This is a genomic window from Psychroflexus maritimus (genome assembly GCF_011089875.1).
In the GTDB taxonomy this organism is placed as follows: domain Bacteria; phylum Bacteroidota; class Bacteroidia; order Flavobacteriales; family Flavobacteriaceae; genus Psychroflexus; species Psychroflexus maritimus.
The window spans coordinates 1-260 of sequence record NZ_JAANAS010000120.1; the positions used below are offsets into that span (position 1 = coordinate 1).

Here is a 260-nt window from a genome sequence, read left to right on the forward strand (position 1 = left end):
TCTTCGTCTTCGGTGGCAATGGCTTCTGTTCCAAAAAAGGCTTCTTGCTCAGTTTCATGGAAGGAGATTTCTACATCTACTTCGTTGCTGATAATGTTTTCTATTTCAGCTCCTAAATCAAATTCAGCAAAACCATTGTTACCTGGGTCACATTCTACCAATGGTTCTAATTCTGGGATGGTCGGCTCTGGAATTACTTCTATGGTCAAGGTGGTCGTTTTCGTACAATCCGTGTCCAAATCGACAGCTTCAACATACAC

Annotated in this window: 1 protein-coding gene; it reads right to left on the reverse strand. The window is 41.9% G+C overall.

Annotated elements, in window-relative coordinates:
- The coding region (locus tag G7034_RS11785) for a hypothetical protein (protein WP_166401160.1) at positions 1-260 on the reverse strand (260 nt) is incomplete at both ends.